General features: G+C 64.4%; 27 protein-coding genes and 2 pseudogenes. 21 read left to right on the top strand and 8 right to left on the bottom strand.

What is annotated here, in order from left to right:
• Positions 1-76: 76 nt before the first annotated feature.
• The 10 genes from CFB81_RS36575 to CFB81_RS16365 all read left to right on the top strand — a co-directional run bounded on the left by CFB81_RS36575 (position 77) and on the right by CFB81_RS16365 (position 6,967).
• Entirely contained in the window at positions 77-364 is a 288-nt protein-coding gene (locus CFB81_RS36575; protein ID WP_256976193.1) for an AlpA family transcriptional regulator, read from the top strand.
• On the top strand, positions 361-558 hold the full coding sequence (locus tag CFB81_RS35490) for a hypothetical protein (RefSeq protein ID WP_256976192.1): 198 nt from the start codon (positions 361-363) through the stop codon (positions 556-558). The genes CFB81_RS36575 and CFB81_RS35490 overlap by 4 nt, the downstream gene beginning before the upstream one ends.
• Positions 552-1,010 (top strand): hypothetical protein, encoded by a 459-nt coding sequence (locus CFB81_RS16400; protein ID WP_143328599.1) that lies wholly within the window; start codon positions 552-554, stop codon positions 1,008-1,010. Before CFB81_RS35490 ends, CFB81_RS16400 begins: the two co-directional genes overlap by 7 nt.
• Complete coding sequence (locus tag CFB81_RS16395; protein WP_089435805.1) at positions 1,003-1,311, top strand: hypothetical protein; 309 nt, start codon at positions 1,003-1,005, stop codon at positions 1,309-1,311. The genes CFB81_RS16400 and CFB81_RS16395 overlap by 8 nt, the downstream gene beginning before the upstream one ends.
• Positions 1,308-3,275, top strand: a complete 1,968-nt coding sequence (locus tag CFB81_RS16390) for an AAA family ATPase (protein ID WP_089435804.1) — start codon at positions 1,308-1,310, stop codon at positions 3,273-3,275. Before CFB81_RS16395 ends, CFB81_RS16390 begins: the two co-directional genes overlap by 4 nt.
• A gap of 291 nt (positions 3,276-3,566) precedes the next feature.
• Complete coding sequence (locus CFB81_RS16385) at positions 3,567-4,001, top strand: hypothetical protein (protein WP_089435803.1); 435 nt, start codon at positions 3,567-3,569, stop codon at positions 3,999-4,001.
• Positions 4,002-4,028: 27 nt separating this feature from the next.
• Positions 4,029-4,448 (top strand): hypothetical protein, encoded by a 420-nt coding sequence (locus CFB81_RS36115; protein WP_179235972.1) that lies wholly within the window; start codon positions 4,029-4,031, stop codon positions 4,446-4,448.
• Positions 4,445-5,311, top strand: a complete 867-nt coding sequence (locus CFB81_RS16375; RefSeq protein WP_089435802.1) for a hypothetical protein — start codon at positions 4,445-4,447, stop codon at positions 5,309-5,311. The genes CFB81_RS36115 and CFB81_RS16375 overlap by 4 nt, the downstream gene beginning before the upstream one ends.
• Positions 5,312-5,366: 55 nt before the next feature.
• Complete coding sequence (locus CFB81_RS16370; RefSeq protein ID WP_143328598.1) at positions 5,367-6,743, top strand: hypothetical protein; 1,377 nt, start codon at positions 5,367-5,369, stop codon at positions 6,741-6,743.
• A gap of 29 nt (positions 6,744-6,772) precedes the next feature.
• Positions 6,773-6,967 carry a hypothetical protein gene (locus tag CFB81_RS16365; protein ID WP_089435800.1) on the top strand — a complete coding sequence of 65 codons (195 nt, stop codon included), beginning with the start codon at positions 6,773-6,775 and terminating at the stop codon, positions 6,965-6,967.
• A gap of 26 nt (positions 6,968-6,993) precedes the next feature.
• On the opposite strand, the pseudogene CFB81_RS35485 reads toward CFB81_RS16365, so the two are convergent.
• A pseudogene (locus tag CFB81_RS35485) lies at positions 6,994-7,071 on the bottom strand (iron chelate uptake ABC transporter family permease subunit); the annotation flags it as partial.
• 156 nt (positions 7,072-7,227) lie between these two features.
• Here CFB81_RS35485 and CFB81_RS16360 point away from each other — a divergent pair.
• From CFB81_RS16360 to CFB81_RS36110, 5 genes are all read left to right on the top strand, one after another.
• Positions 7,228-7,482, top strand: a complete 255-nt coding sequence (locus CFB81_RS16360; RefSeq protein ID WP_179235971.1) for a hypothetical protein — start codon at positions 7,228-7,230, stop codon at positions 7,480-7,482.
• A 144-nt stretch (positions 7,483-7,626) separates the two neighbouring features.
• Positions 7,627-8,223 (top strand): hypothetical protein, encoded by a 597-nt coding sequence (locus CFB81_RS16355; RefSeq protein WP_089435799.1) that lies wholly within the window; start codon positions 7,627-7,629, stop codon positions 8,221-8,223.
• A complete protein-coding gene (locus CFB81_RS16350; protein WP_089435798.1) occupies positions 8,220-9,350 on the top strand; it encodes an ImmA/IrrE family metallo-endopeptidase in 1,131 nt (376 codons plus the stop codon). The genes CFB81_RS16355 and CFB81_RS16350 overlap by 4 nt, the downstream gene beginning before the upstream one ends.
• 192 nt (positions 9,351-9,542) lie before the next feature.
• Positions 9,543-10,406 (top strand): hypothetical protein, encoded by an 864-nt coding sequence (locus CFB81_RS16345; protein WP_256976190.1) that lies wholly within the window; start codon positions 9,543-9,545, stop codon positions 10,404-10,406.
• Between the two features lie 18 nt (positions 10,407-10,424).
• Positions 10,425-10,601: a hypothetical protein gene (locus CFB81_RS36110; RefSeq protein WP_179235969.1), complete on the top strand. Its 177-nt coding sequence runs from the start codon at positions 10,425-10,427 to the stop codon at positions 10,599-10,601.
• A gap of 119 nt (positions 10,602-10,720) precedes the next feature.
• Here CFB81_RS36110 and CFB81_RS16340 read toward each other — a convergent pair.
• From CFB81_RS16340 to CFB81_RS36105, 5 genes and pseudogenes are all read right to left on the bottom strand, one after another.
• Positions 10,721-11,013: pseudogene (locus CFB81_RS16340) on the bottom strand (iron chelate uptake ABC transporter family permease subunit); the annotation flags it as partial.
• 252 nt (positions 11,014-11,265) lie between these two features.
• Positions 11,266-11,391, bottom strand: coding sequence for a hypothetical protein (locus tag CFB81_RS36570; protein WP_006750105.1), 126 nt, complete (start codon positions 11,389-11,391; stop codon positions 11,266-11,268).
• 149 nt (positions 11,392-11,540) lie between these two features.
• Positions 11,541-12,899: a diguanylate cyclase gene (locus tag CFB81_RS16335; protein ID WP_089435796.1), complete on the bottom strand. Its 1,359-nt coding sequence runs from the start codon at positions 12,897-12,899 to the stop codon at positions 11,541-11,543.
• Between the two features lie 109 nt (positions 12,900-13,008).
• A complete protein-coding gene (locus tag CFB81_RS16330) occupies positions 13,009-13,257 on the bottom strand; it encodes a DUF2795 domain-containing protein (RefSeq protein ID WP_050011093.1) in 249 nt (82 codons plus the stop codon).
• A 116-nt stretch (positions 13,258-13,373) separates the two neighbouring features.
• Positions 13,374-13,544, bottom strand: a complete 171-nt coding sequence (locus CFB81_RS36105) for a hypothetical protein (protein WP_006489933.1) — start codon at positions 13,542-13,544, stop codon at positions 13,374-13,376.
• A gap of 151 nt (positions 13,545-13,695) precedes the next feature.
• Here CFB81_RS36105 and speG point away from each other — a divergent pair, with 151 nt between their 5' ends.
• From speG to CFB81_RS16315, 3 genes are all read left to right on the top strand, one after another.
• Complete coding sequence (gene speG, locus CFB81_RS16325) at positions 13,696-14,253, top strand: spermidine N1-acetyltransferase (protein WP_069618260.1); 558 nt, start codon at positions 13,696-13,698, stop codon at positions 14,251-14,253.
• Positions 14,254-14,742: 489 nt separating this feature from the next.
• Complete coding sequence (gene sap1 / locus CFB81_RS16320) at positions 14,743-15,090, top strand: surface attachment protein Sap1 (protein WP_069618259.1); 348 nt, start codon at positions 14,743-14,745, stop codon at positions 15,088-15,090.
• Positions 15,091-15,279: 189 nt separating this feature from the next.
• Entirely contained in the window at positions 15,280-15,834 is a 555-nt protein-coding gene (locus tag CFB81_RS16315; protein WP_069618258.1) for a YaeQ family protein, read from the top strand.
• A 31-nt stretch (positions 15,835-15,865) separates the two neighbouring features.
• Here the strand turns inward: CFB81_RS16315 and CFB81_RS16310 are convergent, their stop codons facing one another.
• Positions 15,866-16,279, bottom strand: a complete 414-nt coding sequence (locus CFB81_RS16310; RefSeq protein WP_069618257.1) for a VOC family protein — start codon at positions 16,277-16,279, stop codon at positions 15,866-15,868.
• Between the two features lie 431 nt (positions 16,280-16,710).
• On the opposite strand from CFB81_RS16310, the gene ada reads away from it, so the two are divergent.
• The 3 genes from ada to gshA all read left to right on the top strand — a co-directional run bounded on the left by ada (position 16,711) and on the right by gshA (position 20,831).
• On the top strand, positions 16,711-17,796 hold the full coding sequence (gene ada / locus CFB81_RS16300) for a bifunctional DNA-binding transcriptional regulator/O6-methylguanine-DNA methyltransferase Ada (protein ID WP_089435795.1): 1,086 nt from the start codon (positions 16,711-16,713) through the stop codon (positions 17,794-17,796).
• Positions 17,793-18,752, top strand: coding sequence for a DNA-3-methyladenine glycosylase (locus CFB81_RS16295; RefSeq protein ID WP_179235967.1), 960 nt, complete (start codon positions 17,793-17,795; stop codon positions 18,750-18,752). The genes ada and CFB81_RS16295 overlap by 4 nt, the downstream gene beginning before the upstream one ends.
• A 465-nt stretch (positions 18,753-19,217) precedes the next feature.
• Complete coding sequence (gene gshA / locus CFB81_RS16285) at positions 19,218-20,831, top strand: glutamate--cysteine ligase (RefSeq protein WP_069618254.1); 1,614 nt, start codon at positions 19,218-19,220, stop codon at positions 20,829-20,831.
• Positions 20,832-20,906: 75 nt separating this feature from the next.
• On the opposite strand, the gene CFB81_RS16280 is transcribed toward gshA, so the two are convergent.
• Positions 20,907-21,224 carry a DUF4148 domain-containing protein gene (locus tag CFB81_RS16280; protein WP_069618253.1) on the bottom strand — a complete coding sequence of 106 codons (318 nt, stop codon included), beginning with the start codon at positions 21,222-21,224 and terminating at the stop codon, positions 20,907-20,909.
• Between the last annotated feature and the right edge of the window lie 445 nt (positions 21,225-21,669).

Below are 21,669 nucleotides of genomic sequence, written 5' to 3'. Positions count from 1 at the left end.
TGCGACTTTCTTTTTCTGCGGAGTGCTTGATCGATAAATTTCGCCCATATCCACCAACAAACCACAAGGTTACGGTATGGAAATCAAATCTCGGGCAGACGTGCGCGCGGGCGGTCCCGTACCGTCGGCTCCTAACACGCGCGGGCTCCTCCCGAACCTCGACGCATTTCCGACGACCGGTTACAGCCGATGGCGCGATCTAGCGCCGTTCGTGCGCTTCTCGCGCGAATGGGTACGTCTGCAGGAGGCGGCGGGCCGCTTTCCACGCGGCGTACGCGCATCGGCCACACTCGTCGTGTGGCCCAATGCGGAAATCAAGCGCTGGCTGACTGACCCTCTGAACTACCGGGCGGAGGGGCAATGATGACCTCCATTCACGCCCACATCGAAGCATCGACGACCCCTGGCTTCGTTTTGCTGCGCACGAGCGCCGGCACGGACCTCGAGCGTAAGCCCGCGATGCTCGTCTCGCGTGCAGCTCTCACCGGTGTCCTGCTGCTGTTGCTCGATGCTGCCGCGCATTTCGATTCCGACACGTTGGAGGCCGGAGCATGCTGAACGTTGCCGGCAATTGCAAACCACAAGGATCGGGCTATACTGCAACCGTGCTCGAGACAACGGGCACCGGGTTTGGCGACCCGATCATGATGGCGGACGACCGCCGCAGTGCGGTTTTTTTACGTCCGTATGCCTTCGCGCGCCTTTTCAATGGGTGGGCCTGGGTGGGGAGACCTTTGGGTCTGCCGGTGCCATCGTGCCGGTTCGCCAACCCCGTTCAGTGCCCGCCCACCCCGTTTGGCGACGGGACGCGGGCCTTCCTCAATCACGATGGAGGCCGCACCATGCCGCGCCGTATCCTCGCTCGTCCTGAGCAAACGCAATTCCCAGTCGAACTTGTGCGCGCCGCCCTGCGCGCTGCTGCGACGTCCGATCGTCCGAACGAGGCGATCGACATTCTGGCCGACGCGCTTCTTCGTCTTGCCGAGATCGCGGAGGTACACCATGGGTAAGCTCGAATGGATCGGCGACGACATCGGCTTGAATCCCGGCGAAGACGTCACGGTGCAACTGCGCGATCCGCAGATGCCCGGCGGCGCGTGGCACGTATCACTAGCCGAGGCGTTGGCGGTCGCAGACAGGCTCGACGATCGCGCCCACCAGCGTCTGGAACAGGCATTACCCTTTTGCGCCGAGCACGGCTATCTGAGCGCTGCGGATCTCGCTGTGTGGCAATCACAGGTGCGCCGGATATTGGAGCTGCTCGCGCGCCGAGGTCATGCGGGGCTGGATGGGGTGCGTCACGCCGCATGAAGAACGGTTACGACGACATCGAGCGTGCCCGCTCAGCTTTGCGATCGCTCGATGCGACCTGCAGTCGCGAGGAGTGGGTCCGCGCGGGCATGGCGGCGAAGGCGGCCGGACTGTCTGAGGATGACTTCCTCGATTGGTCCGCGGGCGGCGCCAATTTCGGCGGCGAACGTGATGCACGCAATGTGTGGCGCAGCATCAAGCCGGAAGGCGGCATTAGCGCTGCGACGCTGTTCCACATGGCTGGCGGTATCGGTGGCGGTGACGCGCGCGGGCGACCTCGCAAAGAGCGGCCCGCAAAGCGCGTATCCGGCCAGACGCAGACTGCGCACGAGGCGGTGCGTAGTCTGCGGAAGCCGACGGCCGATCTCGATGCCTTGCTTGATAGCTTTCCGCAGGCACCTGCTGACCACACGTACATCATCGCGAAGCGCGGCAGCGTCGACGGGCTGCGCGCGGTGCCCACCGACAGCGCGCTGACCATCCAGGGGCGCCCGGTCGCCGGTTGGCTGGCCGTACCTGTCCGCGCGCTCGACGGCGAGCTGCGGACGATCCAGTTCATCCCGCCGCCGGGCGTCGGCAAGAAGCTCAACATGCCGGGCGCGCAGTTCAGCGACGGCCTCTTTGTGGTCGGCGAGCTCGTCGCCGATGGCACGGTGTACGTGTGCGAAGGCATCGGCCAATCGTGGGCGTGCGTGCGCGCCGACTACACCGCCGCCGCTGCTGTGACATTCGGCGCTGGCCGTTGCCGGACGGTTGCGATGCTGTTGCGAGAGCGCTACCCGGCGGCGCGCATCGTGATCGTGCCCGACCGCGGTAAAGAGACGGACGCCGAAGCCATCGCGCGGGACGTCGCCGGCGCGTGGGTGGGTCTGCCCGCCGACAGGCCGGCGAACTACGACGCGAACGACTACGAGGTCGAGCACGGTACCGACGCGCTTGCGGATCTACTGCGCGCCGCTCGCGCGCCCGAGGTGCGACTCAGTCTAGACGTCGCGTTTGCCGACGAACTGCCGGACGCCGTTGCCGCGCCGGACGAACTGGTGCAAGGGCTCCTGACCGCCGGCGGCGGCAGCGTGCTGTATGGCGATTCGAACAGCGGCAAGACGTTCTTCGTGATCGACATGGCGGCGGCGATCGCGCGCGGTGTGCCGTGGATGGGCAGGCAGACCGAGCCGGGACTCGTCGTGTATCTCGCCGCGGAGTCACCGACCTCGGTGCTGGTGCGGCTACAGGCATACCAACTGTATCACGGCGAACGGGTACCCAACTTCGCGATCACGCGCAACCCGATCAACCTGTTTGACGGCGACGCCGACGCGGAGGCGATCATCGACACGGTGCGCCAGCTCGAGGCACAGCGCGAGCAGAAGGTGCGGCTCGTGGTCGGTGACACGCTGGCGCGCCTTAGCGCCGGCGCGAACGAGAACGCCGGCCAGGACATGGGGCGCGTGATCGAGCGTTTCGATCGAATTCGCACCGAGTGCGATGCGCACTTCCTTCTGATCCACCACGCAGGGAAGGCTGTTGCCGCTGGCGCGCGCGGGTGGAGCGGCATCCGTGCGGCGATCGACACTGAGATCGAGGTGTCCGACTCCACCAGTGGCCGGTGTGCCGAGATCACGAAGCAGCGCGACCTGGCCAGCAAGGGCGAGCGCATCGGCTTTCGGCTCGATGTTGTGCAACTCGGTTTGTCGAAGTGGGGCACGCCGATTACCTCGTGCGTGGTGTTGCCAGAAGACGCTCCGGACAGGCCAGTGACGACGCGGAAGCTAGGTCCGGTTGAAGGTGCTGTTCTCGAGTTCCTCAGGGCGCGCCGGGTGGGCGCAAAGAAGGCAGAGGTCGCTAAGCACTTCGATGGGCAGTACCCGCGGACATCGGTGTATCGCGCCTGTTCCGCGCTTGCGGAAGCAGTCCTGATTCACGAAACGGCCGGTGTCGTCGCCTTTGCAGGAGACGCGCAATGAGCCCCCCGATTTTGTCTCGCGAAGGGGAAAAGCGGCCGATTTCTCAGTTGTCTCGTCTGAGGCGCGAGACACGCGAGACAAATGAGCGCATCAAGCTCGACGTGATTCCACTGAATGCCCGTCAGCATTGGATTGCAGCGATATCGAGGTTGTCTCGTATGCCCGCGAGACAGGCGAGACAAGACCCACTGCAGTTTTGTCTCGTTGTCTCTCTCTCCCTTTAGGGGAGAGACACGCGAGACAAGACAGGGTGCATGGCGCTTTGGGGAAATATCAAAACGGAGGTGGGACGTGATTGACGGACTGGTGAGCGGAAAGCTGTTCGGCACGGCGACGAGTCGGCAGGGGCGAGGTGGAGGGACGTTCGTGACGTGCAAGGTGCGTGCCGCGGTGGACGGTGGCGAGTCGCTGTTCGTGAACGTGATCACGTTCAGCACGACGGCGGGTGATGCGCTGCTGGCGCTCGCGGATGGTGATTCCGTGGCGCTGGCCGGCACGCTGACGCCGAAGGTGTGGACAGACAAGCACGGCGACGCGAAGCCGGCACTCGACATGGTGGCGCATGCGGTGTTGACGGCCTACCACGTGAAGCGGAAACGCGCCGCCGTGCGCGGTGACGGAGCTGACGGTGACGGAGCTGGCGGCCGGCCGGCGGTGGGCGGGGCAGATCAGGCGCGTCAGATGTACGGCGGCGCATCGACGGACGATATGAATGACGACTTGTGACCGGTGATAACGGTGGGAGAGACGGATATGGCAACGACGGCAGAGCGCCTGAAAGAGCACAGCAAGCGGATGCGGACGGCGGGTTTCGTCCAGATCACGGCATGGGCATGCCCCGAGCTGGTTGCGCTGCTCAACAACGCGAAGCGGCCGGGCGAGTGTCGCGGCAGGACGCTGGAGCGGTTGATCTTGGGCGAGGCACGTGAGCGGCCAGCCTTCTGGAGCGAGGCGGAGCGGGCTGAGATGACGCCCAGCGGCGGTCGGAAAGGCCGGATGCGGACGCGTCGCCGGCTTGCTGGGTTGATGGAGCGGGCAGCAGCGGTTGGTGCGTCATCGACGGAATCTGCCGGCGAAAGTCCACAGGAGTGTGCGCATGAGTCGAGAAACGAAGTCGTCGAAGGTCACGATCTGCAGCCGCGAAATACTGAATACGGAGGTGCATCCAAATGAGTTTCACGAAAAAGCGAATCGACGTGACGATTACCCTCGCCGAGGGGGAGTTCGGCGACGATGGCTCGAACACCGTGACGCTGACCGGTCTGCGCGTGCAGTCGCTCATCACGATTCCAGGTGGCGAAGAGATGGCGGGTGCACAAGTCAGGATCTCCGGCTTACCACTGTCGATGATCAACCAGCTCACGACGATTGGGCCGATCAACACCTCGTTTCGCAACAACAAACTACTGCTCGCGGCCGGCGACGACGAGAACGGCATGCACGTCGTCTACTCGGGCACGATCGGAGAAGCACACGGGGATTTTCAGGGCATGCCTGACGTGGCTTTAAACATCCTCGGATGGGCCGGACTATACGATTCCGTGAAGCCGGTCGGCGCGCTCAGCTATGCCGGGTCAGTCGACGTCGCGACGATCATGCAAGATCTCGCGAACACGATGGGCCTCACGTTCGAGAACAACGGCGTGCAGGTGCAGCTCTCGAACCCGTACTTCCCGGGCACGGCTCTCGCACAGGTCCGAGCATGCGCCCGCGCCGCGGACATCAACTACCTGATCGACCGCGACACGCTCGCGATCTGGCCGCGCGCGGGTGTTCGCGCGACGGCCGGCGACATCCCATTAATCTCGCCTGAGACGGGCATGCGCGGCTATCCGATGTTCTCGAGCAAAGGGATTTCTCTGGTGACCGAATTCAATCCCGATATCAAGTGCGGCAGTCAAGTGAAGATCCAGAGTTCGCTCGATGCGGCGAATGGAGTCTGGAACGTCTTCGAGATCTCGCATGCACTCGAAAGTGAAATGCCCGACGGGCAATGGTTCACGCAGCTGTCGGCGTTTCCGCAAAACGGCTATTGATCCAGATGGCTGCAGAAGTGACCGAAACTTCCAACTAGTTCTTGAGGATTTAATCATGCAATCGAATCAAACACCAACTCTCGTGCCGCTGCCGTTTGCGACGAACGGCACAAAAAACACGATCCCGGAAGCGTCGCAGATCGGCATCACGCCCGGCGCCGCGTCGCTCAACGACGGCTTCCCGCCGCTCACGTTCACCCCGATTGCAGCGGGTGGCGTTCCGCCGTCGGGTGGCGACTTCAACGGCGTCCTGAACCTGATCACGCAATCCATTCGCTGGGCCCACGCAGGCGGTCGATACGCGTTCAGCTCGACCTTCGCGGCCGATGTGAACGTCGGTGGCTATCCGGCCGGCGCTGTGCTGATGAGCGCTGACCAACAAGGTTCGTGGCTGAGCTTGAACGACAACAACACGGACAACCCAGACACCGGGCCGGGCACGAAGTGGGTGCCGTCTCATGCTTATGGCGGAACGTCGATCACCGGTCTCGCGGGTTCGAACGTGACCCTGACTCCCGCTCAGGCGATGAAGTCGAAAATCTCGCTCGCTGGAACGCTCACGGCGAACGTGCAGATCATCTTTCCTGCGTGGACGCGCGACTGGACCGTCGTCAACAATACGACCGGCGCGTTCACGGTGACAGCCAAAACGGCAGCAGGAACGGGCGTCGCGCTCGCGTTCGGGCAACAAAAAATCAGCGGAGACGGCACGAACATCGTGCAGCCGCCGGAGAGCGTGGCTCCGGCCGTGCAAAGCCAGCACGCGATGCAATACGGTCAGGCCGTTGGCCGGCTGATCAACGTGCAACGCTTCACCGTGAGCGGAACGTATACGCCGACTCCCGGCACGACTTCGATCATCGCTGAAGGCGTCGGCGGCGGTGCTGGCGGCGCTGGTGCGACCGCAACGTCGAGCCAAACGTCGTGCGGCGGTGGCGGCGGAGGCGGGGCTTATGCGAAGGTTCGCATTACCGCTGTTCCGGCGTCCGCTTCCGTCATCATCGGCTCAGGCGGTTCAGCAGGCGGCACTACCGGAGGCGCAGGCGGCGTGACGTCATTCGGCTCATATTTCAGCGTCGGCGGCGGTGCTGGCGGCCAGGCGAGTGCCGCAGTCGCGGGACAGAGTACCGCTGCGCCGGGCGGCGGATCCACGACCATCTCGACCGGTGGTGGCGCTGCTCTGATCGAGCAAGGCCAAGGTGGTATGGGTGATTGGGGTCTCGTCTGGGGCGTCGGGACCGTCGGCCTTGGGGGGAAGGGCGGCGTCTCTTTCTTCGGGGGCGGGGCAAACGGCGCGGGGACCGGTTTGAGCGGTTTCGGATCAAGTAGCTACGGTGCCGGTGGTGGCGGGGCATGCAACGTCAATACAGGCAGCGGCCTACCCGGTGGACCCGGTGCACCTGGCGTTGTTATCGTGTACGAATTCGCATAAGCAGAGATCCAACTTATTTTGGTGATGACATGACAGTTTCCAATTACGCAGTAGTCGAAAACGGCCTCGTGACGAACCTTGTTGTCTGGGACGGTGAAACCGAATGGACGCCACCGGAAGGCTCGACCGTCGTGCTGGTCGAGCCCGGTACGTTCGTGAGTATCGGATACACCTACGACGGAAAGACGTTCGCCGAGCCTGAAAACGGCGCCCCGGCGAACTGAGCGCCTACCTGCTATTGAAGCGACGCGACGAGCCTCCCGACCTGCGTGACGCCGAGCAATTCGGGGCTCGCGAGCGGATTGCGTACGATGCTCTGCATCGCGACGCGGAAAGCAGCGGTGTCATGATTCATTGTTGCTTTGGGTGAGGTGGGCGCTTGGCGTCTGCGGCGTCGAGCAACGTGCTCACCTGGAACCGCTCGAGGTAAGCGCGCAATCCATGATTGCCTTTGCGTACGTCATGGTTGGCGGCAATGGCGGAAATGTCTGCGCCGTCGATCGTGCTGCTGGCCGATAACACTATCGGCTTGACGTCGGGCGGCCAGATCACGAACTCGGCGCCCGCGGTGGAAATCGACGGTCAGATGACGCAGGGCGAAGGGCGGCTCGGCGGCAACGCGGCGACGCAAGGGCCGCTCAACATCGTGCAGGACGTCACCGCGCCGGGCACGAGCGTGCACACGCATACGCATGGCGGCGTGCAGACCGGCGGCGGCAATACCGGGATGCCGAACTGATGTTCTGCGAATGTGCGGCATGTCGAGCCAGCGGCAGTTGCAATCAGCAGGGTAAACGCGGCAACAGATCCTAGTTGACGATCATTGGATTTTCCGACAATATCCGGTTGACGATTCCGCCATTAACCGAAAAAGTGAGCGCTGATGCAAATGCCATTGCCGTGGAAGTCGAAGGCCGCCTTGTCCGAAGACCGCCTGAACCTGATTGCCTCGAATCTGCGTGAAATCTTCTACGGCGTCGAGACGCTTCTCGATTCCGAGGACGATTGTAACTACGGCCGGGGTGCATTGTTCTTCAGCCGCTCGCGCCAACGTCTTATTCGCCTGGCGACTTCGGGCGAGTATTCGTGGCTGAAGCTGACCAACTCGGCGATGGACGTTACGCTGGAGATCGGTGGGCTTCCGTTTCGGTTCTTTCGGGACGATCACGAAACTCCCAAAAAGAAGGGCTTTTGGCGCCGCAACGATTCCGATCGACTGTTCGATCCGGACGATCGCGAGCCGGTGATCTTCCGTTTTATCGTTCAGCGTCCTTTGACGGACGATGATGAGCTCGAGATTTATTTCGTCGGCTACAACGTCATGCAGGAGGCAGTGTGCGAGTGGCGTTACGGTCATGTTCGTGTCCTCCGTGACGTCAATGATCAACTTCCGGCAGAGGTGCCTCAAGCACCCGCGCGTGCAGATATCCCGGAATCCGAGGAGTCCGCTCCGCGTGCAGGTAATGACAACGCGAAATGACAGCCGTATTTGATGGAGCAAACCTTCGCCTCGTTCGCTGCGCACAGGGATTGTCGCTGGCGGACGTTGGCGAGGCTGTAGAGAAATCCAAGCAATATATCCAGCGTATCGAGGCGGGAACTGATACGCCAACGTCTCAGCTGGTTGATGCATTAGCGTCCTTCCTCAACGTTGAACCCGAGTTCTTGTTCGCAGGTGACAAGCAGGCGTTGAGAGAGGACGTGTTTCATTTTCGGAAGCTGATCGGAACGAAGCCGACGGACAAGCAGGCCGCTATGGCTACGGGGGAGCTTTTTCGAAAAATCGTTGATTTCATCGACGGTACGCTTAGGCTGCCGAGAGTCGACTTCCCGGAACACGATATTGGGTCGCCGGAAGCCGCCGAACGTGCAGCTGAGAAATGCCGCATTCACTGGGGGCTTGGTGTCGGGCCGATTGGGAATATGGTTCGAGTTGTCGAAAACGCTGGGGCTGTAGTAACTACGTTTGAAAGCGCGGGGCGTGGGATTGATGCGCTCTCGATTGCAGCACCGCGGCCGATCGTGGTCACGAATAGCAATGACGCTTCTGCGTGCCGGGTCAGATTCGACCACGCTCATGAAATCGGCCATCTCGTTGGCCATGTCGGCCGAAGCACTGGCGACAAAGCGACTGAAGCAGAGGCGAATCGTTTTGCGTCAGCATTCCTGTTGCCGCGGAGTTCGTTTGCGAAGGAGTTTCCGGCGCTACGCGGCGGCACGCAAATTAATTGGATTGCTCTGTCAGAAATGAAAATGCGCTGGCGTGTTAGCAAGGCTGCATTGCTGTACCGAGCACGCCAATTGGGGATTCTGTCCGAGGATATGTACAAGCGCGCTCTGATCGGACATTTGTTTGCGAAGGGCGAGCGGTACGGCGAGCGCGAGGATTCTCAGATTCCTCACGAGAGCCCGGAATTGTTCGACAGCGCCATATCACTCTTGTCTGAGCGGCTGGGTATGTCGCTTGAGCAAATTGCTGCGTCGGTGAAGATGAAGAAGGCACTGCTTTTGTTGGTAGCGCCTCAAGCTCGTGCCCTTGAACGACGGTCGACGAGCGCAGTGGTTTCGCTTAGGGCATATCGCAAAGCGGCTCCTAGCCGGATCTGAGCTAGGCGGGTCGCGCGCGTACTCACTTTATGTCTGCGGGCGGCAGGTTGGGTCAATCAGCTGAGTGAGTACGCTCTTTGAGCGTGCTAGGGTTTGCTCGCTCGGGAATCGAACGACGGCGCATAGGCGAGATACTTAGCTCGAGCGAGGCGTGCATTGATCACGATAAACACCGAAAAGCAGCTCATCCGAGTGGATGACTGGTCGACCATCGTCGAACGGGCCGGATTCACCGACAATCTAGATCCGAAGCAGCACGAGCTCAAGGAAATCATCGGCCGCTACGTGTTCAAGGATAAATTGCGATGTGGCTTATCGAGCTGCCATACGCCGCACAATCGCGGCTTCATCGTTGTGACCAAGAGCGGCTTGGAAACCAATATCGGAAAGGATTGTGGGAGGACCCACTTCGGTGTGGATTTCAACGACAAGTCCCGCCAGTTCGAGCGCGATATCACCGAAAAGGAAAACCGCGAGGCGCTATGGAGCTTCCATTTTCGCCTGGATGAGCTGATGCAGACCATCGAAGAAATTCGTAAAGGGGAGAGAGGTGCGGACTGGGTTTACAGGCACGCCCGCCCTCTCGTGGAACTGAATAAAGGAGTTCCAGAAAAAATCGTCCGATACGTCTGCGACATGGTCAAAAGGGGAAGCAGCATCGTGACGGTCCCGCGTCAGGCCACCAAGGAAGAGGCGGACGCGGAAGAGACGCGCATCGGCCGCCACGTGCCGCGTCCGTTCATCATCGACCAACCCGTCGGCCAGGTCAGTAATCTCGATGCGCTGTATCGCGAGAACGATTTGAGGGAGATACTCGTTCTCGACTTGGAAATGAAGTGCAAGGAACTGTCCGAGCTGGATGTCGATACCCTGACCTACGACCAATTGACGAAGTGGGTCAAATGGGTGGGCACAGTCGAGGCGAAGCTTCAGCGCGCTCGGGATGCAGTGGTGTCGGGCCGGCAACTTCTCACCGTTGCCAATCTGTCGTGTCTAGGCGAGGTGTCCGTGGCCGACGCATGGGAGTTCGAGCAATATCTCAAGACTCTCAACTGATCGATCGGCGAGATAGCCATGGATAAAGATCGGATCAAGGAGCTCTACGGCATTGAGCTCAAGCCACGTGTGCTCGTGCGGCCGAAATCGTCGGTCAGCGTCGCCACGCCGGAAGGACGGCGGGAAGTCATCGCGGCGATTCAAAAGGTGGTGGTAGAGCACCGCGATGTACTGATCGCTCTCAAGGATCGGTAATCGGAATTCGTGTTGGCTCCTGCCGGGCGGCTGGCGAGCTCTATCGTCTACTACACACACTGACCAGCGGCCCCGTATCGCGTACCTGCGCCAGCACGTCCGCACGGCACGCGGTCGCGTCGAGCCGCGGGGTCCGCGACACGGAGGATCAGCGCGCCCCACGCGGCCGCGAGCCACGCCGCGTGCGATGCCGGCGCGCGCCGAGCATCGTCGCGACGTGCGGCGCCATCAACCCGATGAAGCCGACCGGCCCGACCGCCGCGACGATCACGCACGCGGCGGCAGCGAGCCCGCACACGAACAGCAGCGGCACCGACGCGACTCCGGTGAGTGCCGGCACGAGCATCGCCGCGTGCAGGCCGAGTTGCGCGCCGCCCGTCACGCGGAGCAGGTCGGGCGACGCGAGCGGATTGTGCTGAGCGAAGACCCCTGTGGATAACTCGGGTCACCTTGGGTTTTTAGTACACGAGTTAGTACACGAAATCGATGCGCCCGCATGCGATCCTTGTAATTAAAGGCGTACACGGATCTCGCTAGGTTTTGTATTGTTACTGCCGGCGGCGTGCCATCGAGTACGAACAGCGCTGGTACTCATGCATCGTCATTGCCGGATGCCGAAACGAATTCAAACATCCGGAATGATGTGGTGCTCGGCCGGAAGGCCTTAATCCCAATGACGATGATGGTGATAATACCCGCCACCACCGTAATACCCGCCACCATCAGGCACCACGATACAGCCGCTCAACAACACGGCGACGCCGGCAATCAGCAAAAGGGTCTTCTTCATCGCGTTCACCTGCTCGGATTCAATATGAAATCCAGCATAGCGAGCGGCTCCGGCCCGGGCTGTAAGCGATCGTATCCCCGCGCCGCAATCCGTAACGGCGGATTATTCCGGTCACAATGACCGTAACAATTGGCCAAACAGCAGACGTTTCAGGCGACGACGACCCGGTTTCGCCCCGTATCCTTCGCCCGATACAGCGCGGCATCGGCGGCTTCGATCAACGCGTCGGGGGTCGACAGATCGTCGGCCGACACGGTCGCGCAGCCGACGCTGACGCTCACGCGTCCGGCCGGCGAGTCGGGCATCGCGAGGTCGAGCCGCAGCACCGCGTCGCGCACTTCGTCGGCCACCACGCGCGCACCGCGCGCGCCGGTGTTCGGCAGCACGATCGCGAATTCCTCGCCGCCGTAGCGCGCGACGATGTCGGCGGGCCGCCGCACCGCGCCGGCCAGTGCATTCGCGACGGCGATCAGGCACGCATCGCCCTTCACGTGACCGAACGCATCGTTGTACGCCTTGAAGTGATCGACGTCGACCATCAGCAGCGACAGCGGTTCGCCTTGCCGCCGCGCCTGCAGGAACAGCGTATGGAAATGATCGTTGAAGTGGCTGCGGTTGAACGCGCCCGTGAGACCGTCGCGCGCGGACGAGCGGATCAGTGTCGCGTGCGCTTCGAACAACTGCTGATACAGCATCGTCACTTCCCACGCGAGCACGCACACGAGCACGCCGGGCGTGAACATGCTGAACACGCGCGCGACATACCAGCCGACCGTGAAGCGGTTGGTGCTCAGCAAGTTCAGCGTCGTATCGGTGAGACACGCGAGCACCGCGATCGCGAGCCACAGGTCGAGTGTCGTGCGCAGCCGGCCGGTGACCACGACGACCACGAGCGCGAGCAAATTGAGGATCCACACGACGAGCGCAATGCCGTTGACGGGCAGCACGGCAGCGTCGCGGGGCGGATGGAACGCGGGCGGCAGCGAGACGTTCAGCGCGAGCGCGCACAGGAGCGCTGCGGTGATCGCCGGGCCGCCGACGAGCGCAATCGTCCAGCGGCGCGTCTCCTTTGCGCCGATCGGGGTGCGCGTCAGTCGCTCGCGAGCGAACAGCGCGGCCATCACGAAGCACGGAAAGCCGGCATGCCAGAAGATCCACATCCATGCGGCGCTTTGCGGGCGTGCGCCGAGCAGGCCATGCGGGGCGAACACGCCGGGAAAGGTGAGCAGTTGCAGCGCGACGGCGAGCGCGGTGAACGCATAGGCGCCGCCGAGCGCCCCGAGCACGGGCTGGCGCGTGACGGTGAATTGTGCGCCGAGGAAGAACGCCGCGATGCTCGCGGTCGTGAACACGGTGAGCGCGCACATCGGCATGAACGGCTCGACGGGCGGCAGCGCGACGTTCGCGTGCGGCGCGGCGATCCCGAGGGTGAGCAGGATGACGAGCGCCGTCAGCGCGCCGAACCACAGCTGACGTTGCGTCGTGTGCTGGATCAGGATGCCTTCCATGGGGTCCCCCGGACACGCGTGCGAAGCGCCCGATCTTGCGCCGGGCGGCACGCATCCCGATCGCGGCGCGACCGGTGCGGCCCGATCCTATCGCGTTATTGGCATCCGCTCAAATGCCGAGCCCCGGGCCGAAGTTGCCGGCGACGCAGCGCGTGACGGCATCGACGTCCGCGTAGTCCTGTTCGGGCAGACCGTCGAGCATCGACAGCACCTCGTTACTGGCGCCGGCGTCGCGCGCGGCATCGACGATCGCATCCTTGTTCGCCGGATAGCGGACGGCCGCCAGCACATCGGCGATCTGCAGATCAATCGTTTCGTTCGGGATATCGTGCGGAGGAATGGCGGGCTTGTCGTTCACGTCGGTGTCTCGCGGGTTGGGCGGGAATCGGATCGCGCGCAAGGGCTGTACCCGCATCGCATACGACCCGGCCCGGATGCCCGGCCGGCGCGGGCTGCGGACCGGCGGTATCGAGGTCAGTGCCCGCGCCGCACGCGGCGCCACGGATGCTTCCAGTCGATGTGCGGGGCGTTCTCGTCGCGCGGATGCTGGCGGCGATGCTCCTGCCAGAGTTCGTCGGAAAACAGCGCAGCCACGATGACGAGCGGCAGCACGAGGAAAATTCCGAGTATGACTTGCTCGATCACGATAGCCTCCTTGCGGTGGCAGGAACCCTTGCTCCCATTCTAGGCTCTCAACTGCGCCCGCGTTCAAATTCTTACAGTGCGAAACGGGCCCGGACGCGGCCGCGCCGCGCGGGCGTTCCGCGTGTGCACCGGCATCAAAAGGGACATGACCATGCAACTCCAGAACGACACCAACACGCTCGCGCTGCGGCCGCTGGAGCGCCAGGACCTGCGCTTCGTCCACGAGCTGAACAACGACGCGAAGATCATGCGCTACTGGTTCGAGGAGCCGTACGAAACCTTCTCGGAACTGTCGCAACTGTACGACCGCCACGTGCACGACCAGCGCGAACGCCGCTTCGTCGCGGTCGACGCGCAAGACGAACTGGTCGGCCTCGTCGAGCTGATCGAACTCGACTACATCCACCGCCGCGGCGAGTTCCAGATCATCATCGCGCCGCAATGCCAGGGACGCGGCTACGCGGGCCAGGCGACGCGCCTCGCGATCGAGTATGCGTTCAAGGTGCTGAACATGCGCAAGCTTTACCTGATCGTCGATACGTCGAATGCGGCGGCGATCCATGTGTACGAAAAATGCGGATTCCAGCACGAGGCGGAATTGAAGGAGGAATTTTTCGGGAATGGCGCGTATCACAACGCTTATCGCATGTGCATCTTCCAGCGTGATTATTTCGAGCGCCAGCAAATCGGGCTGAATAAAGCAGGGTAAACGCCACGCGGACGAAAGGCGCTTGCGACGGGGGCTCGGCGGCGCCGAATGGATGCGGGGAACTACGGATAAATACGGATACGCTTATACCTGGCATTTTTCTTGTTTCAGGTAAATGCGATTGTGCGCCACGGTAAACTCGAATCGTTTCGGATGACTTTATGTGCGATGCATCAAAATGGTCCGGACAGCGAAATGGATTATCCAAACCGTTCAACCGCAGCATTGTAACTTTGATGAAAGCCTTGCCGGATAACGGTTTCCGCCCGGCGGCGAAGGCCTATCCGCAATTCGGCGGCGCTTGCCACTCGCGCGCGTCGCGTCAAAAGCAGCTTGCGCACGGGGTGCGACAATCCGCCGCTATTGCGGTCGCACAACAAATGTGCTTGCTATCGTTTGCCGGTCTTCTAAAGTGAAAAACGCGGGTTCACGATCACCTTTAAACACATAGCTAACCCAGCCTGGTGCCCGCAAGCCTGGAGACAGAACATGACGAAGCGTACCGGTGTCCTTTTTGCCCTTGTCGGCGCATTTTGCGCTGTGTCGATTGCCCAGGCCGGCGGCGATTCGGCCGTCAAGCCGAAGCAGGAAATCCAGCTGACGAAGAATGCATGGGGCTGCCTGTCGAAAGACAATCTGGACTCCGTATTGAGTCACGAACGTGACGGCAAGTCGCAGGCGAAGCAGCAGTACTTCGACGACTTCCGCTGCCTGTCGGTGCCGGAAGGCCAGCGCTTCCGCGTGGTGGCGGTCGACCAGGGCGACGTGCAATTCGTCAGCGCCGACAATAGCGACCAGCAAGGTCTCTGGACCGATTCGCGCTTCGTCAAGCAGTAACCGTCCATTCGCCGCGCCGTCGTACGACGCGCGAGCGCGCCGGCCCGACGAGCGGGCGGCGCGAACCGAACACGGCCCGGCGCATGCCGGGCCGTTGTGCTGTGAACGGCGCATGACGCACGCCGGGCGGCGCGCATTCGGTATCATCACGGCCCGACCGAACCGAATGCCCGCCCGGGCCGTATCCGCATGGCGCTGAAATCCACGATCTACAAAGCCGAACTGCAAATCGCCGACATGGATCGGCATTACTACGCCGATCACGCGCTGACGGTGGCGCGCCATCCGTCGGAAACCGACGACCGGATGATGGTGCGCATCGTCGCGTTCGCGCTGTTCGCGCACGAGCGGCTCGAATTCTGCAAGGGGCTGTCGGACGTCGACGAGCCCGACCTGTGGCAGAAGGACCTGACCGGCGCGATCGACGTGTGGATCGAGGCCGGCCAGCCTGACGAACGGCGCATCTCGAAGGCGGCCGGCCGAGCCGGACAGGTCACGGTGATCGCGTACGGCGGCAAGACGTCGGATATCTGGTGGCAGGGCGTGCGCAGCAAGGTCGAACGGCTGCGCAACGTGCAGGTGCTGTCGCTCGCCGACGGCGTCGCGGCCGCGCTCGGGCGGCTCGCGGAGCGCACGATGCGCTTGCAGTGCACGGTGCAGGACGGCGCCGCGTGGATCTCGAGCGCCGATCACGATCCGGTCGCGGTCGAATGGACGGTGCTGAAGGCGCGCGAGGGCGCGTAAGGGCCCGGAAGGGCCCGCGCGCCGGCCGCGGTCAGCCGAGCGCGGCCGGCGGCCCCTTGAATTCGACCATGTTCCCTTCGGGATCGAACAGGTAGATCGACGGCCCGTAGCCGCCGGCACCGTAGCGTTCGGCCGGCGCGCCCGGCCGCGCGCCATGCGCGGCGAAATGGGCGATCAGTGCGTCGGGATCGAACGGCTCGACGCGCAGGCACAGGTGATCGAGATTGCGCCCGGTGCCGGGCGGGCCGCTGTCGGGACGGTCGATCGGGCCGCCGACCATCAGCAGGTCGATCAGCGCGTCGCCGGCGCGCAGTTGCACGAGGCCCAGGTCGGGCTGTTCCTTCTCCACATGACAACCGACGGCATCGCAGTAAAAGCGCGTCATCGCCGCCATGTCGGTCACGCGCAGCACGATGTGATCGATTCCGCGGATGGTGGGTTTCATGAGCGGGGGACTCCTTCGCAGTCGACGAGCATCGAGTGTAGACGCATCGCGCCTGCACTGCCGGCCGGCGCGCGGCACAATCGACGGACGAAAAAAAGCCCGTTCACGCAGTGCGGAACGGGCTTAATCCATATCAGGAGGAGACATGGAGGAGACAGTTCCAACTATACACACGGCGATGGTGCGACGCAATATTCCGATTGCAAAAAAACGTCAGGACGGCGATTTGTCGCATCCGCACTGCAGCAAAACGGTGACGGGACGATGACGAAAACCGCGCTGGAGCGGCCGCCGCGCGCGTTTCGTCGGCGCTATTTCGATCGATGCGACCCCGATTTTCCGACACGAATCACAGAGCAAGATTCAGGGCGCGACGGCATATGCCGATGGCTAGAGTAGGCACCATCTACACTAGAGCGTGCGAGGTTCAGATGAAAACCGCCTATCCGACCGACGATGCCCGCTGGGGCGCCGTGACCAAGCGCGATCCGCATGCGGATGGCGCGTTCTTCTATGCCGTCAGCACGACCGGCGTGTTCTGCCGCCCGACCTGCGCGTCGCGGCAGCCGCGTCGCGAGAACGTGTCCTTTTTCGCCGATCCGGCGGCCGCGCGCGCGGCCGGCTTCCGGCCCTGCAAGCGTTGCCAGCCGGAAGGGCTGCCGCGCGAGCTGGAGATCGTCAATCGTGCGTGCGCGGTGCTCGACGCGCAGGCCGAGCGGCTCACGCTGCAGCAGTTGAGCGACGCCGTGCACGTGAGCCCGTTCCATCTGCAGCGGCTCTTCAAGCGCGTGGTCGGCGTGTCGCCGCGGCAGTACCAGGCCGCGCAGCGCGGCGCCGCGTTGCGGCAGGCGCTGCAAAGCGGGCAGCCGGTCACGCAGGCGGCCGTCGACGCGGGGTTCAACTCGCCGTCGCGGCTCTATGCGTCGGTGCCGCGCGAGCTGGGGATGGCGCCGTCCGCGTTCCGCCGTCAGGGCGCCGGCCTGCGGATCGACTATGCGACCGCGTCGACGTCGCTCGGCACGGTGCTCGTCGCCGCTACCGAACAGGGCATCTGCCGGATCGCGTTCGGCGACGATGCGGCGTCGCTGGTCAATGAGCTGAAGGACACGTTCGCGCGGGCCGAACTGGTCGAATCGTCCGCGCGGCTCGCGCCGTTCGTCACGCAGATCCGCGCGTACCTCGACGGCACGCGGCATGCGTTCGACCTGCCGCTCGACATCGCGCCGACCGCGTTCCAGCAGCGCGTATGGGAAGCGCTGACGCATATCCCGTACGGCGAAACGCGCAGCTATTCGGAGATCGCCGAGGCGCTCGGCTCGCCGCGCGCGGTGCGGGCGGTCGCGTCCGCGTGTGCGTCGAATCCGGTCGCGCTCGCGATCCCGTGCCACCGCGTCGTGCAGAAGGGCGGCGCGCTCGCCGGCTATCGCTGGGGCGTGCGCCGCAAGGCGACGCTGCTCGCGGCCGAGGCGCGTCATGTTCACAACGATGAAGCCGAGACGGAGGGCAGCGCGGTTTGAGCATCGAGAAAACAACGATTACGTCCCTCGCGAACGGCGGCCCTGTGCCGCCGTCCGCGCAGATGGAACTGCGCTACAAGGCGCCGTACGACTGGGCGCGCGTGCTGCGCTTCTTCAGCGGGCGCGCGATTCCGGGCGTCGAGCAGGTTGCCGACGGCGTGTATCGCCGGATCGTCGATTTGCACGGCGAGGCAGGCCGCCTCACCGTCAAGAAACATCCGCGCAAGCACTGCCTGATCGCGACCGTCGAAGGGGCGATCGCGCGTCACGTCGACGATGCGTTCGCCGCGCGCGTCGCGACGATGTTCGACCTCGGCGCCGATCCGGCTGCGATCGGCGGCAGCCTCGCGCGCGATCCGTGGTTCGCGCCGCTCGTCGAGGCCGCGCCGGGGCTGCGCGTGCCGGGCGCATGGTCGGGGTTCGAGCTGGCCGTGCGCGCGATCGTCGGCCAGCAGGTGAGCGTGAAGGCCGCGACGACGATCGTCGGCCGGCTCGTCGAACGGGCCGGCGAGCGCGTCATTCCGGAAGACGACGGCGCGCCCGCGTGGCGTTTCCCGACGCCCGACGCGCTGGCCGCGTGCGACCTCGACAAGATCGGGATGCCCGGCAAACGTGTGGCGGCGCTGACCGGCGTGGCGCGCGCGGTGGCGGCCGGCGACGTGCCGGTCGATCGCGCGCATGCCGATCTCGCGACGCTGCGCAGCGCGTGGCTCGATCTGCCCGGCATCGGCCCGTGGACCGTCGAATACATCGCGATGCGCGCCTGGCGCGACCCGGACGCCTGGCCGGCATCCGATCTCGTGCTGATGCAGTCGATCGCCGCGCGCGACCCGGCGCTCGACCGGCTCGCCACCCAGAAACGCCGCACCGAAGGCTGGCGGCCGTGGCGCGCGTATGCGGCGCTGCATCTGTGGAACGAAGTGGCCGACCGGGCGGGCGGCGCGCGCGGCGGGTAAGCGCGGCGGCCCGCGGCCGGGTGCGCCCACGAGAAGGTCGTGCCGCGACCCGTCGCGCAAGCGGTGCCGGCCTGCGGCAAGCGTTGGCGTGACGCGGCCCGTCACGGCGCTTCCACGTCTCCGGCGCCGGCCGGACGTCGGGCGCGCGATGTCGGCGCACGCGTCGTTTCGCGATCCGTTCGGCCGCCCGTTGCATCTGCCGCCACGCGTTCGCCGTTCACGTTTCATCCGACGAATTCCGCCGACCTGCGGGCCGCTCGGCCTCGTCCGGAATCGGTGAGGCGGCCCGCGGCTACCGCGCCCGGCCCCGCCCGATCGCCCGCTCAGGCCCGCGCGCCGTGCCCGCGGCCACCTCAAGCGCGGCTTTCGGCGAGATGTTAAAGTGCCCGCTACCAACGAAGCGACCAACAATCCAGCCGGCCGCGCGCGGCATTCTGCGCGCGGCCGTCACGCACTTGCGTCTCCATGTCGAACACCATGACTCACCGCCAGTCCGAACTGCTGCTGAATCGCCTCGACGCGCTGAGCTCGGGCCCGACGCGGCAGCATCTGCCCGACGGCCTGCGCGGCATCGAAAAGGAAAGCCTGCGCGTGACGCGCGACGGGATGATCGCGTTCACGCCGCATCCGCGCGCGCTCGGCTCGGCGCTCACGCATCCGGCGCTGACGACCGACTATTCCGAAGCGCTGATCGAACTGATCACACCCGCGGAGCGCGACGCCGCGCTCACGCTCGAGCGCCTCGACGATCTGCATCGCTACGTGTATGCATCGCTCGGCGACGAGATCCTGTGGAACGACTCGATGCCGGGCCTGCTGCCGGCCGACGACGAGATCCCGATCGCCAACTACGGCACGTCGAACATCGGCCGCCTGAAGACGGTGTACCGGCGCGGCCTCGCGTACCGCTACGGCCGCACGATGCAGTGCATCGCCGGCATCCACTACAACTACTCGCTGCACGAGGAAGTGTGGCGGCGCCTGCACGCGGACGAAGAGTCGACGGCGACGCTCGTCGATTACCAGTCGGAACGCTATCTCGCGCAGATCCGCAACTTCCGCCGCCGCAGCTGGCTGCTGATGTACCTGTTCGGCGCGTCGCCGGTGCTCGACACGAAGTTCCTGCGCGGCAAGCCGCACAAGCTCGACGCGTTCGACGCCGATACGCTGTACCGGCCGTATGCGACCAGCCTGCGGATGAGCGATCTCGGCTACTCGAACACGACGGCCCAGGCCGCGCTGCACGTCGACTACAACACGCTGCCCGGTTATCTCGACGCGCTGTCGAAGGCCGTGAGCGAGCCGTATCCGGCGTACGAGGCGATCGGCACGCATCGCGACGGCGAGTGGATCCAGATCAACACGAACGTGCTGCAGATCGAGAACGAGTTCTACTCGACGATCCGGCCGAAGCGCGTCACGTATTCGGGCGAGCGGCCGCTGCATGCGCTCGCGTCGCGCGGCGTGCAGTACATCGAGGTGCGCTGCCTCGACATCGATCCGTTCGAGCCGACCGGCATCGCGCTGGAGACCGCGCGCTTCATCGACGCGTTCCTGCTCGCGTGCGCGCTCGACGAAAGCGCGCCGCTCGACTGCGACGCATACAAGGAAGCGAACGCGAATTTCGGCAACGTGACGCTGGACGGCCGCAAGCCGGGGCTCACGCTGACGCGCGACGGCCAGCCGGTCACGCTGCAGCAGTGGGCCGACGAGCTGATGGCCGATATCGAGATCGTCGGCCGCCGGCTCGACGAAATCCGCGGCGGCGACGAACATGCGCGCGCGATTGCCGCGCAGCGCGAGAAGCTCGCCGATCCGGAGCGCACGCCGTCCGCGCGCGTGCTGCGCACGATGCGCGAGAACGGTCAGTCGTTCCTCGCGTTCGCGCTCGCGCAGAGCGAGGCGCATGCCGCGCATTTTCGCGCGCGCCCGCCGTCGGCCGAGACGCTGCGGACCGAGCAGGCGCTCGCCGCGAAGTCGCTCGCCGAGCAGGCCGAGCTCGAAGCGAAGGAGGCGGGATCGTTCGACGCCTTCGTTGCCGCCTATCGCGCCTATACGCTGAACCGCTTCAGCGTGTGACGATCGCGCATGCGGCCGGCGCCGGGTGCGCCGCGCCGCTGCCGCGTGATCCATCCGGTTCCGTCAGTGATCCGGTCAGTGATGCGCATACGTGCCGCGATCGACTGCGTGCGGCAGCGCCGGCTTGCCCGATGCCGTGTCGGCCCGGCCGTCGCTGCCGTAACCGGCGGCGTCATCCCCACCGCGCGCCTGCGCGGCACGCTGCATGACCGCCTGCATGTTCCGCGGAAAGTCGGGACTGCTTGCGAGGCTCGACCGGTAGCCGGCGGCCTGCAGTGCCACGAGTTCCTGACGGACCTGCGCGCGCGTGAGCGTCGACGCGGCTTGCGCGTGAGCGACGAGCGCCGCGCCCATCAGTACGCATGCGCATGCCGCGTGTTTCATCGTCTTCATCGTGTTGGCTCCGTGCGTTCCCGGTGCGCGCCATCGGCGACGTGGGCGGAAACGATGCAGCCAGTCTAGGCTTCGGACGCCAAACGAAACATCCACGTGGCTGGCAGTCACCTTTTCCGGTCGCGCAACATTGCGCGCATCGGTGAGCCGTCACGACGGGTTGCCTGTCGAACGCGACAGCGGCGCGCCATCTGCCGGCCATCGTGCGGCGGCCGGTTCGCATCGGCTCGCCCGCATCGGGCTTCTCCCCCTTGTACAAGCGCGTTGCGCCTCCTAACCTCTTTTAAGCGACCGATCGGTTGGCCGCGCAGCGTCGTTGCGTACGCAAGCGCCCGAGCGTGGTCGTGACCGCAGGACATCGTTTTGTACCGAATCCGGCGCATCGACACGCGAACCCGGGTCGACCGCACAAGGCATGGGACCCGAGTAGGCGCTGAAGCGCCAA

The organism is Burkholderia sp. AU28863 (genome assembly GCF_002223195.1).
In the GTDB taxonomy this organism is placed as follows: Bacteria; Pseudomonadota; Gammaproteobacteria; order Burkholderiales; family Burkholderiaceae; genus Burkholderia; species Burkholderia sola.
Note: the sequence above shows the minus strand (reverse complement) of the source record. Positions and strands in the feature narration are given on the sequence as shown.

What these genes read in the sequence shown, in the direction of transcription:
- gshA (WP_069618254.1), top strand. Translation starts at nt 19,218, where the DNA reads ATGTCGAACACCATGACTCACCGCCAGTCCGAACTGCTGCTGAATCGC.
- CFB81_RS16335 (WP_089435796.1), bottom strand. Translation starts at nt 12,899, where the DNA reads ATGGAAGGCATCCTGATCCAGCACACGACGCAACGTCAGCTGTGGTTC.
- sap1 (WP_069618259.1), top strand. Translation starts at nt 14,743, where the DNA reads ATGACGAAGCGTACCGGTGTCCTTTTTGCCCTTGTCGGCGCATTTTGC.
- CFB81_RS36575 (WP_256976193.1), top strand. Translation starts at nt 77, where the DNA reads ATGGAAATCAAATCTCGGGCAGACGTGCGCGCGGGCGGTCCCGTACCG.
- CFB81_RS36115 (WP_179235972.1), top strand. Translation starts at nt 4,029, where the DNA reads ATGGCAACGACGGCAGAGCGCCTGAAAGAGCACAGCAAGCGGATGCGG.
- CFB81_RS35490 (WP_256976192.1), top strand. Translation starts at nt 361, where the DNA reads ATGATGACCTCCATTCACGCCCACATCGAAGCATCGACGACCCCTGGC.
- CFB81_RS16370 (WP_143328598.1), top strand. Translation starts at nt 5,367, where the DNA reads ATGCAATCGAATCAAACACCAACTCTCGTGCCGCTGCCGTTTGCGACG.
- CFB81_RS16280 (WP_069618253.1), bottom strand. Translation starts at nt 21,224, where the DNA reads ATGAAGACGATGAAACACGCGGCATGCGCATGCGTACTGATGGGCGCG.
- CFB81_RS36570 (WP_006750105.1), bottom strand. Translation starts at nt 11,391, where the DNA reads ATGAAGAAGACCCTTTTGCTGATTGCCGGCGTCGCCGTGTTGTTGAGC.
- ada (WP_089435795.1), top strand. Translation starts at nt 16,711, where the DNA reads ATGAAAACCGCCTATCCGACCGACGATGCCCGCTGGGGCGCCGTGACC.
- CFB81_RS16310 (WP_069618257.1), bottom strand. Translation starts at nt 16,279, where the DNA reads ATGAAACCCACCATCCGCGGAATCGATCACATCGTGCTGCGCGTGACC.
- CFB81_RS16395 (WP_089435805.1), top strand. Translation starts at nt 1,003, where the DNA reads ATGGGTAAGCTCGAATGGATCGGCGACGACATCGGCTTGAATCCCGGC.
- CFB81_RS16375 (WP_089435802.1), top strand. Translation starts at nt 4,445, where the DNA reads ATGAGTTTCACGAAAAAGCGAATCGACGTGACGATTACCCTCGCCGAG.
- CFB81_RS16390 (WP_089435804.1), top strand. Translation starts at nt 1,308, where the DNA reads ATGAAGAACGGTTACGACGACATCGAGCGTGCCCGCTCAGCTTTGCGA.
- CFB81_RS16360 (WP_179235971.1), top strand. Translation starts at nt 7,228, where the DNA reads ATGTCTGCGCCGTCGATCGTGCTGCTGGCCGATAACACTATCGGCTTG.
- CFB81_RS16350 (WP_089435798.1), top strand. Translation starts at nt 8,220, where the DNA reads ATGACAGCCGTATTTGATGGAGCAAACCTTCGCCTCGTTCGCTGCGCA.
- CFB81_RS16315 (WP_069618258.1), top strand. Translation starts at nt 15,280, where the DNA reads ATGGCGCTGAAATCCACGATCTACAAAGCCGAACTGCAAATCGCCGAC.
- CFB81_RS16355 (WP_089435799.1), top strand. Translation starts at nt 7,627, where the DNA reads ATGCAAATGCCATTGCCGTGGAAGTCGAAGGCCGCCTTGTCCGAAGAC.
- CFB81_RS36110 (WP_179235969.1), top strand. Translation starts at nt 10,425, where the DNA reads ATGGATAAAGATCGGATCAAGGAGCTCTACGGCATTGAGCTCAAGCCA.
- speG (WP_069618260.1), top strand. Translation starts at nt 13,696, where the DNA reads ATGCAACTCCAGAACGACACCAACACGCTCGCGCTGCGGCCGCTGGAG.
- CFB81_RS16400 (WP_143328599.1), top strand. Translation starts at nt 552, where the DNA reads ATGCTGAACGTTGCCGGCAATTGCAAACCACAAGGATCGGGCTATACT.
- CFB81_RS16365 (WP_089435800.1), top strand. Translation starts at nt 6,773, where the DNA reads ATGACAGTTTCCAATTACGCAGTAGTCGAAAACGGCCTCGTGACGAAC.